At 48.6% G+C, this 9,508-nt stretch carries 8 protein-coding genes and 1 pseudogene; 7 read left to right on the top strand and 2 right to left on the bottom strand.

What is annotated here, in order from left to right; all coding sequences use genetic code 11:
- The 6 genes and pseudogenes from V6C93_RS22535 to V6C93_RS22510 form a co-directional block, all read left to right on the top strand.
- The coding region (locus tag V6C93_RS22535) for a hypothetical protein (protein WP_333478915.1) at nt 1–315 on the top strand (315 nt) is incomplete at its 5' end.
- Nucleotides 316–463: 148 nt separating this feature from the next.
- A complete protein-coding gene (locus V6C93_RS22530) occupies nt 464–2,389 on the top strand; it encodes an adenylate/guanylate cyclase domain-containing protein (RefSeq protein WP_333478914.1) in 1,926 nt (641 codons plus the stop codon).
- 186 nt (nt 2,390–2,575) lie between these two features.
- Nucleotides 2,576–3,343: a DUF928 domain-containing protein gene (locus V6C93_RS22525; RefSeq protein ID WP_333478913.1), complete on the top strand. Its 768-nt coding sequence runs from the start codon at nt 2,576–2,578 to the stop codon at nt 3,341–3,343.
- A gap of 51 nt (nt 3,344–3,394) precedes the next feature.
- The gene (locus tag V6C93_RS22520; protein ID WP_349262800.1) at nt 3,395–5,644 is read left to right on the top strand and encodes an AAA family ATPase; all 2,250 of its coding nucleotides are present in this window, start codon (nt 3,395–3,397) and stop codon (nt 5,642–5,644) included.
- A gap of 212 nt (nt 5,645–5,856) precedes the next feature.
- Nucleotides 5,857–6,051: pseudogene (locus tag V6C93_RS22515) on the top strand (transposase); the annotation flags it as partial.
- A gap of 396 nt (nt 6,052–6,447) precedes the next feature.
- The gene (locus V6C93_RS22510) at nt 6,448–7,737 is read left to right on the top strand and encodes a DEAD/DEAH box helicase (RefSeq protein ID WP_333478911.1); all 1,290 of its coding nucleotides are present in this window, start codon (nt 6,448–6,450) and stop codon (nt 7,735–7,737) included.
- A 66-nt stretch (nt 7,738–7,803) separates the two neighbouring features.
- On the opposite strand, the gene V6C93_RS22505 is transcribed toward V6C93_RS22510, so the two are convergent.
- Nucleotides 7,804–8,157, bottom strand: a complete 354-nt coding sequence (locus tag V6C93_RS22505; protein ID WP_333478910.1) for a hypothetical protein — start codon at nt 8,155–8,157, stop codon at nt 7,804–7,806.
- 177 nt (nt 8,158–8,334) lie between these two features.
- Nucleotides 8,335–8,826: a hypothetical protein gene (locus tag V6C93_RS22500; RefSeq protein WP_333478909.1), complete on the bottom strand. Its 492-nt coding sequence runs from the start codon at nt 8,824–8,826 to the stop codon at nt 8,335–8,337.
- Between the two features lie 385 nt (nt 8,827–9,211).
- On the opposite strand from V6C93_RS22500, the gene V6C93_RS22495 reads away from it, so the two are divergent.
- Nucleotides 9,212–9,433 (top strand): helix-turn-helix transcriptional regulator, encoded by a 222-nt coding sequence (locus V6C93_RS22495; RefSeq protein WP_333478908.1) that lies wholly within the window; start codon nt 9,212–9,214, stop codon nt 9,431–9,433.
- Nucleotides 9,434–9,508: the final 75 nt, after the last annotated feature.

Genomic DNA, 9,508 nt, shown 5'->3' with positions numbered 1-9,508 from the left:
GTGGGGCGTCGAAACTATAAAGGTGGCAGTTTTACAGTCACAGGTACGGGTGGGTTGCCCTCTACCCCCTATGGTGCTTTCACAACTTCCTATCCCATAACCGACGTTCAGCTAACTTCTGGGAACAGTGCCACTGATCGCCGCGATCGCACGGCAGCAACCGAGGAACTCTCCGAAAGTAGCAGCGTCCTTCCCCTTCAAGAGGCACAAAAAATGTTTGTCACGGCTGATGGTGCCGAGAACCACGGCACCATCCCACAGTTGCAGGCTCTCGCTAAGGCAGAAGACTTAATCTGCCATTTCCCAGTCCAGTAAAATGGACTGAACTTCAGACCGAGTCAGGGTTGAGTCCTATGCAAGAGGACTTTCTCGATCAGCCACGGATTAAAATCCGTGGTGAGTAGGCTGGTGCAAGATTCCAGCTTTTTTATTATTGTCCTTGACTTTCAATGCTGATTTTGATATGAGAATAAGGCGACTGAGACAGAGAATTTGGCAACGGCGTGGAGTTGCAATTGGAGCGATCGCGGTAACTGGTATTATAGTTGCCCTGCGTTTTTCGGGTCTATTGCAGTCATCGGAATGGGCGGCGCTCGATCAGTTTTTTCGCTGGCGTCCGCCTGAGCGAACCGACAAGCGGATTTTGATGGTTGGCATTAATGAGTCAGACCTTCGTTATGTGAGGCAGTGGCCTGTAAACGATGCCGTTCTGGTTGAAATGCTGAAGAAAGTCAAAGCATTAAAGCCAAGAGCAATTGGTCTTGACCTGTATCGAGATTTGCCGGTACCACCAGGTACCCAGGCTTTGGAGGATGTGTTTAGATCTACACCGAGTCTAATTGGAATTGAGAAAAAAGTTGAGGATAGCATAGGCAATGCCGCCGCACCGCCGCCCGTGTTGAAAGAGTTGGGTCAGGTGGGTGCTAATGATATTGTGCCCGATGCAGATGGCAGAATTCGTCGGGGCATCCTGTTTCTCACGCCTCAGTCTGAACCCGCTTTACCTAGCTTGGGGCTAAGATTGGCTTTGATTTATCTGGAGCGTCAAGGCATTACCCCAACCGCTGATGCCAACGGTTTTATGAAGTTGGGTAAAGCTGTATTTGTTCCCTTTGAGGAGAATGATGGCGGCTATGTCCGAGCGGATGCAGCTGGGTACCAAATCTTATTGAATTTCAAAGGAGCTGCCCCTTTTGATCAGGTTTCGCTGACCCAGGTTTTGCAAAACCGAGTACCGCCATCGTTGGTGCGCGATCGCATCGTCTTAATTGGTTCAGTTGCACCCAGTTTGAAAGACTTATTTTACACTCCCTACAGCAACGATCTACTTCCATCGCCTAAGCAAAGTCCTGGCGTAGAGATTCAAGCTCATCTCACTTCAATCATCTTGAGTGCCTCACTAGAAGGGCGTCCCTTGCTCCAAACGTGGTCTAAACCAATAGAAGTTTTGTGTATTTTGTTCTGTTCTACTGCCGGTGCGTCATTAACCTGGGCTGCTCGTTTTCAAGGCCATAAAAACTACTCTCTCTTACGCACAGCAATTGGTCTAGTCATAGTAGCGATCGGGCTGATGAGCATTTCGTATGTCGTTTTTCTTAACCACTGGTGGATTCCAGTTGTACCACCTCTGCTTGCTCTATTTGGGTCAGCCACCGTCCTCATTGGTTACATTGCTCAATTAGACCGCCATGACCGACAAACGGTGATGAATCTATTTGGGCGTCACGTCAGTCCAGCCATTGCCAGAACCATTTGGCGCAATCGTCATCAGATCTTAAAACAAGGACGCCTTTTAGGGTGTCAGATGACAGCAACAGTACTCTTTGCAGATTTAAAAGGTTTTACCTCCATCACTGAGCAGACCGAGCCAGATACGCTAATGTCTTGGCTCAACGACTATATGGGTGCCATGGTAGGAGTAATTCAAGCGCATGGGGGGATTGTGGATAAGTTTATTGGGGATGCCATCATGGCGGTTTTCGGTGTCCCGATTCCGCGCACAAAACTAGAGGACATTGCCAAAGATGCGATCGCAGCCGTTCATTGTGCCAAAGCGATGGCGTCTACTCTTGAGGTTCTCAATCAAAAATGGCAAATTCAATCACGACCCACGGCAGCGATGCGAGTCGGGATTGCCACGGGTAAAGTTGTCACCGGCAGCCTTGGCAGTGCCCACAGGCTCGACTACACAACGATTGGAGACAGCGTTAATGTGGCAGCGCGGTTAGAAAGTTATGATAAATCAATCGACGGCGGGATTTGCCGGATTTTGATTAATAAAGAAACTTATTTACATATACAGGGACAATTTCGCACCAAGTTTATTGGTGAAGGACAGTTAAAAGGGCGTCAGCAGCCCACTGAAATCTATCAAGTTTTACTATCTTAAGCTAATAAAAATTTAGATGAGCTTTCTATCTAAATAGGGATGAAACATGTTTTACAGCCTTTTACTGTAAAAAGTATAGATAGCAGAGTACTTACTGGGGTTTTCTACTACATAGTTCTCTAAATTAGGGTAGGTCAGGGCGCTCTACTTAATAGCAAAAAACTTTAAAACACTGCGCCTTATATTATGGTGAATTCTCGCCTATTGATGAGTGTGGTTACTGTTACCGCATCCCTGTTTCTGATGCCAGTAACCCGTTGGGTCGATGGTCTTCCAATTCACGCATTCGCCAATCCTGCCTTAGCCAGCTTTCCCGAACAATCACAATCCAATTTTAACTATGTGCCCCCTTATCGCGGCATACCCAGACGCACCCAAGGAGCGGGTACGCGAGGAGATGAGCCGTCTGAAGGCGTGACACTGAAACTATTAGTTCCGAACGATCACACAGGACAAACTTTATCAGGTCATCCCACCTTTTTCTGGTATGTATCAGAAATCCCTGAAGAATCTGTGGAATTTTCCTTAGTAGAATCGGGAGTAGCCCAGCCAATTTTTATAGAACAACTACAACTGGAAAAAGCCGGAATTATTCGCATGGAAATGCCGAAAAATTTGCCCGAATTGGTTCCAGGGAAAGAATACCGTTGGTCGGTGAGCTTGGTCAGCAATGCTGCTCGGCGCTCTAATGATACCTTTGCTCAAAGCTGGATTAAGCGCGTAGCAGAAACACCAGCACTCAAGCAACAGCTAGCAGAGGCAAAAAGCGATCGCGATCGCGCCTCAATCTATGCTGAAGCTGGAGCTTGGTACGATGCCCTAAATGTCCTCTTAAACGCTCAATCTACCAATCCCACTAATGGATCTATTCGGGAGGCTTTTCTCTCACTTCTTGATCAGGCTGGGCTAACGGAAGTTGCAGCGCAAGAACGGCAACGCCTAGCTAGATACTAAGGTAACCAAGACCTGAATCGATTAAAATTCTATGAGCCAATCCCAGCAGCAATAGACTTGTTCGACAAGAAGCGCCAACAATCAGTGGACAAAGAGGCACCCCTCGCCGCTAGGATGCGTCCTCGTACCCTGGATGAATTTATCGGTCAAGACCACATCATTGGACCTGGACGCCTGTTGCGCCGTGCGATTCAAGCTGACCAGCTTTCTTCGGTCATCTTTTTTGGTCCACCTGGCACGGGGAAAACAACTCTTGCTCGGATTATTGCCAATACCACTCGCGCTCACTTCATTGCGATTAATGCTGTCTTGTCTGGGGTAAAAGAGATTCGGGATGCGATTTCTACGGCTCAAAAACGCCAAAAGGAACACTCTCAGCGCACGATTCTTTTTGTAGACGAGGTTCACCGTTTTAATAAATCTCAACAAGACGCTTTACTGCCTTGGGTGGAGAACGGGACGGTTATTCTAATTGGTGCAACCACAGAAAATCCCTATTTTGAAGTTAATAAAGCTCTTGTCAGTCGTTCCCGCATCTTTCAGCTCAAGCTTCTCGATGAAGCGGACTTGCGTCGTGTCCTCGAACAGGCGTTAACTGACTCAGAACGTGGTTATGGGAGGCTATCTGTAATAGTAGAGCCAGATGCGATCGCACACTTAGTTAATGTTGCCAACGGTGATGCTCGTTCCTTACTCAATGCCTTGGAACTGGCTGTTGAAACCACACCCCCCGACGAAACCGAGACAATTCGCGTTACGCTGGCTGTCGCGGAGGAATCCATACAGCAAAGGGCTGTCCTCTATGACAAGGAAGGAGACGCCCACTTCGATACCATTAGTGCGTTTATCAAAAGTTTGCGCGGTTCCGACCCCGATGCGGCTTTATACTGGCTAGCCAAAATGGTTTATGCCGGGGAAGACCCTCGCTTCATTTTCCGGCGCATGTTAATTTTAGCCAGTGAAGATGTGGGACTGGCTGACCCTAATGCCGTAGTGGTGGTTAATTCCTGCGCTCAAGCTTTTGAGTGGGTAGGGATGCCGGAAGGACGCTATCACTTGGCTCAAGCCACGCTTTATCTTGCCAACGCTCCCAAATCAAACAGCGTTATGGGCTTTTTCGATGCCCTAGCGGTGGTTGAGAAGGAACGGGAGGCAGAAGTACCCAATCACCTCAAAGATGCTAACCGGGATAAGAAAGGATTGGGGCATGGCGCAGGTTATCTTTATCCTCATGCCTACCGCGACCATTGGGTGGCTCAACAGTACTTGCCTAGTAGTTTGCAGGGACAGGTGTTTTATCAGCCTTCTACACAGGGGTTTGAAGGGGAAATTAAGACGCAGGTGGCGCGTCATCGGGAAGCGCAGTTGGAAGCGGTGGCAGAAGGTGTTTTTGTCTCACCTGTTGAAGTGCTAACAACAGGGCCAACTGACCGCACGGTTGACCGTTGGTTGCAGCGCACGTTGAGTCAGGTGGGTGAGCAACTTGCAGGCATACGCGATCGCATTTTCACCCTAGCTCAACTTCAGCGTCACCATGTTGTTTTGGACTTGAATGCCGGGAGTGGTTTACTCACGTTTGAAGCTTTACGTCGGGTGCCGGAAGGTGGAGTTTATGCCTGTACTCGCACATCGGCTGAAGCTGTTGCCTTACAAGAACAGGTGGCGGCACTTCCTCTCCTCAAGCGTCCTTTGGTGTTGAGTTCTACCTTAACCCAGTTGCCACAGGTTTTAGCGGCCCAAGTCCCCGATATTCGGTTTGACTGCATCATCGGGCGCAATGCGCTTATCCATGAACCGGAAAAAGGAGCAGCAGCTAAACTGTTAGCTCAATTGCTGCAACAGACTGGAGTCTTGGTACTCGCTGAGACGGTGCCACGCCACACGCAACGGCTTTATCGTTTGCTCGACTCATCGAAGCTAGATGCAGATTTGTACCAGCGATTAGTGGCAGCGGAAGAGGCGATTTACACTGACAAGTTAGACCCAATGGTGAACTGGGATACGGATGAGCTACGGGTTGCCTTTGAGTCTGTGGGGTTGGTGGTTGAGGTGGATGAAGAGCGATCGCACACTCAAATGCATATTACACCCGCCTTAATCGATCGCTGGTTTGCTACTACTTCTGCAACAAATAGACTTTCTTATGCAGCGCATTTGGCGAAGAACCTCCAAAAAGAAGAAATCCGTGTTGTAAAAGAGTTATTCACCCGCTCTTTGCTGCATCAAACTGTTAATTGGGAGAGTGCGATCACTTTTGTGCGGGTTTCGCAATCGCGCTCATCCACTTCAGCCTGCCAATAGTTACAACTTCAATCGCAATGGAAGGCGAATACTGGCGACTTCGTCCTGCACAGTTTTTATGGGAATTGGCAATCCTACTGTACGAGTATTTCCTACTACTTTTTCTTGCAGCTTTGCCCGAAGATTCCAAGCCAATAGTCTAAGTTTACACGGTTCAACAAACAGGAGTTCCTGCTCGGGTATCAAAAACACAAAATAATCAGCATACCAGTCTATTGGTGCGTCAACAGTGGTCGCGTTGGCAGGAACAAGGGCTATTCGTGTTCTTTTTGCCTCCCTATTGTTCGCAAATGAATCCGATTGAAACCCAGTGGCATCAACTGAAAAGTCATGAGATTGCAGGACAGATGTTTGATAACGAGTACGATGAGAGCGATCGCTATCATGCATGGGATGAAAGCTCGTAGCGAAGCTGGTGAATACACACTGGAGCGTTTTATATTTAATTGCACCTAGCTACTTAAAAGCTTATAGCTAAAACCGTCCTTTTTTTTATTGCCGAGCAGCTTCTTTCCCTCTCTTAAAGCTAGCGCTCAAGCACTAAGTTCTTGATTGGCTTGTTTACCTCAGAGGTCTGACGGTCTGACTGGCGACGTTGTCTATAGCCTTCTCCATCAGGTAAGAACTACGATCGTCCTTCAATCTCTGTTAAGATGAATCGAAAGCCAGTACATTCCGGTCTGTTGCTGGCGCATTGGAGAAAGCTCATTCAAGCTATCCAACTGAACCACAAATTTCCTGCTCTTAGACTGGCCCCAGGCATTTGATTTGGGATAGGGGCACCACTAGGAGTAATTACATCCATGACATTTCGTAACCTCGGTCTTTCGACCGACCTGCTTCGTGCTGTTGCTGACTCTGGCTACACGGAGCCAACCCCGATTCAGCAGCAGGCAATTCCCGCCATCCTGCAAGGAAAAGACGTTTTCGCCAGCGCCCAAACTGGAACGGGCAAGACAGCAGGCTTTACCCTGCCTCTACTGCAACTCCTGAACGCCACTAACCCCAACAAGGTACATCGCACGCCTCGTGCCCTCATCCTCACCCCCACTCGTGAACTGGCAGATCAGGTCAACGATAGCGTCAAAACCTATGGCAAATACCTGTCCCTGCGCTCAGCAGTAGTTTATGGCGGCGTCGGAATTAAACCGCAAATACAAACGCTGCGCCGGGGAGTTGATATTCTAGTCGCCACGCCCGGACGGTTGCTCGACCACCTTGGGCAAAAGACTGTCGATCTCTCCCAGATCGAGATACTGGTGCTAGATGAATGCGATCGCATGTTAGACATGGGCTTCATCCGCGACATCCGCAGAATTTTGGCAATTCTCCCCCCATCCCGGCAAACGCTGATGTTTTCTGCCACTTTCTCTAAACCGATTCAGCAGCTTGCCAGCACCCTGCTCAAGTCTCCAACCCAGATCGAAGTCGCTCCCCGTAATACCGCCGCAGAGCAGGTAGAGCAGGTGGTTCATCCGGTTGATCGCGATCGCAAACGAGAACTCCTTTCTTATATGATCGGGTTCCACAACTGGAAACAGGTGCTAGTCTTCACCCGCACGAAACATGGTGCAAACCGTCTCGCCGAGCAGCTTGCTAAAGATGGGCTGAAAACAACAGCGATTCATGGCAACAAAAGTCAGGCAGCCCGCACCCGTGCCCTGCAAGACTTTAAGCAAGGGAAGGTGCGTGTATTAGTCGCCACCGACGTAGCCTCACGGGGTCTAGATATCGATCAGCTCCCTCATGTGGTCAACTATGAACTCCCCAATGTTCCAGAAGATTACGTGCATCGCATTGGTCGCACAGGTCGCGCTGGCAACGTTGGACGAGCCGTTTCCCTCGTATGTAGCGATGAATATCCATTCTTAAAGGACATCGAACGGTTGCTCAATCAAACTCTTGCTAAAGAGGTGATTCCAGGATACGAGCCAACCTCAATTGCCCAGCCTAAGGCAGAGCAACCGAAGCGTCAGCGAGCAAATCAACCTCGCAGTAACCGGGCAAAGTCCCAGACACCATCCAAACCCAAGAATACCCAAAAGCCCAAAAAAGCAGGGACTCGCGATCGAAAACGGCTCCGCACTGCCTGATCGGTTTGATGTTCTCTTAGGCGAGAGCAGTATGCAAAACAGCTACAACAGGAAATATTGAAGCAGCTAAGCGGCTGTGAGGAGGCATTGTGCCCAGATGTTTTTCAGGAAGGGCACAACGGAATCGGGATATTGAGAGTTATGTTTTGTGCGATCGCGTTCAATTGCATTCCACAAGTGTTGTAGCTGTTGCTTAGTGGAGCATTTTTGCCGTTGACAGGCAATGGCATTTTTCCATTGTTCCATCTGGCGGTAGCTGATGAATTGTCCTCCTTTATCGAGGCGATGGATGAAGGTAACGTAGAGCCAGGATTCGATTTTGACAATTAGTGAAGAGGAAATTCTCAATAATTTGGCAATTTGATGCTTGGTGATGCGGAATTTTTGTGCGGGGTTGATGCGGCGAAATAAGGCTGTCATGGTTGCTTGATTCTGTGTTTAATAAACTTCTTGTAAAAGTCAAAATTTCACCCCCCTAGCCCCCCCTTACTAAGGGGGGAATATGAGAGACTTTTATCCTGGGGGAAGAAAGAAATCTTGCTCCCTCCCCTTGGTAAGGGGAGGGTTGGGGAGGGGTCTAGCATTTTTGCGAGAAGTCTAATCTTCTTCTTCAGTTGTGCGTTGAAGCTGTTCGTTAGGAACATCAAAGACGACTGCAAATTCAGCAGCAGGCATAAAGCGCTTGAGAAAGCGTCGGTGGTCTTCTGCGTCTTGGCGGTTGAAGAATCTTGCCACTGTATACCGTCTGGCATCCGGTAGGAGTCGGATAATCGCCCAAGGGCGGGAGTAGTCTTCAAGTTGTGAACTGCGTTTTGGCAGAGTTTTGATGACTTCTTCTCTGATGCTGGTTAAAGTGCGCTCAATGAGTTGCCAAAGCTGTTGGCGTTGTGGGCTGCTATCGTTGGGCATCAAAGTCCAATCGCTGACGGGTGTTGGTAGCCAGGTGAGAACGTAATCTTCCTGAGCCTCTTTGCAAAGTTTCCAGGATAGGCGTCGATTCTGTTTTCGGCATAGATAACCCTGTTGACGCAAAGTTGCACAGATGCTCTCGCCTTCTGCTTGAAGGCGCAGCCAGTCGGAGTGTTTCATTGTCAAAATTCGGGTAATGTCTTCAGGAAAGACAGTGCTGCGATCGCGTATTTGAGCGCATGACTGCGTAAAATGACAAACTGGTTATAGAAAAGGCAGCGATACTCTAGATCGCTCTAATCAGTTCAAGGAGCGCTGCCCTTCTTTAGATGTCTATGTTTCGCGTCAATCTTTGTATGTTGGGAAGCAGGCGAACCAGCACCAAGGGGTAAGGCGTTCTTTGTGAGGCATAATGAACTAGTCTCCATGTGTAATTGGAGCCAGAGCCAGCGTCGTTCCGTGGAAAGTTCAGGCGCTGGCTCGTGACATGACCCCATATTACAAATAGATTTAGGGTTTTGTCTACTTAGATAAACCAATATATAGTTAAGGCGATCAGGAGGCAATGAACTCAGGCCGTGAGCTGATGAGGCTAAGGAAACGATTGGGACTGACCCAAAAACAAGTAGCGGATGCTGTGAGCGTTACTGACCAAACTGTAAGTAATTGGGAAGCTGGCAGATTTGAACCCAGGCTCACAATTAGTCAGATGCAGGCTCTATGTCGTGTCTTGCAATGTTCCTTAGATGAACTACCTAGCTTCACTGATGCAGAGAAGTCGGAGTGAGAAGGACATTTGCGCTCGCACAAAAGCCCTATATTCCTTCCACAAACCTGATTTTTAACAGACTTTGAGTACCTT

Origin of the sequence: Allocoleopsis sp. (assembly GCF_036703385.1) — a bacterium.
GTDB lineage: Bacteria > Cyanobacteriota > Cyanobacteriia > Cyanobacteriales > Coleofasciculaceae > Allocoleopsis.
The sequence above is the reverse complement of the archived record's forward strand: the minus strand, read 5'-3'. Positions and strand labels throughout refer to the sequence as shown.

Excerpts from the sequence above, each read along its gene's own strand:
- V6C93_RS22500 (WP_333478909.1), bottom strand. The coding sequence starts at position 8,826 with ATGAAACACTCCGACTGGCTGCGCCTTCAAGCAGAAGGCGAGAGCATC.
- V6C93_RS22495 (WP_333478908.1), top strand. The coding sequence starts at position 9,212 with ATGAACTCAGGCCGTGAGCTGATGAGGCTAAGGAAACGATTGGGACTG.
- V6C93_RS22530 (WP_333478914.1), top strand. The coding sequence starts at position 464 with ATGAGAATAAGGCGACTGAGACAGAGAATTTGGCAACGGCGTGGAGTT.
- V6C93_RS22525 (WP_333478913.1), top strand. The coding sequence starts at position 2,576 with ATGGTGAATTCTCGCCTATTGATGAGTGTGGTTACTGTTACCGCATCC.
- V6C93_RS22505 (WP_333478910.1), bottom strand. The coding sequence starts at position 8,157 with ATGACAGCCTTATTTCGCCGCATCAACCCCGCACAAAAATTCCGCATC.
- V6C93_RS22510 (WP_333478911.1), top strand. The coding sequence starts at position 6,448 with ATGACATTTCGTAACCTCGGTCTTTCGACCGACCTGCTTCGTGCTGTT.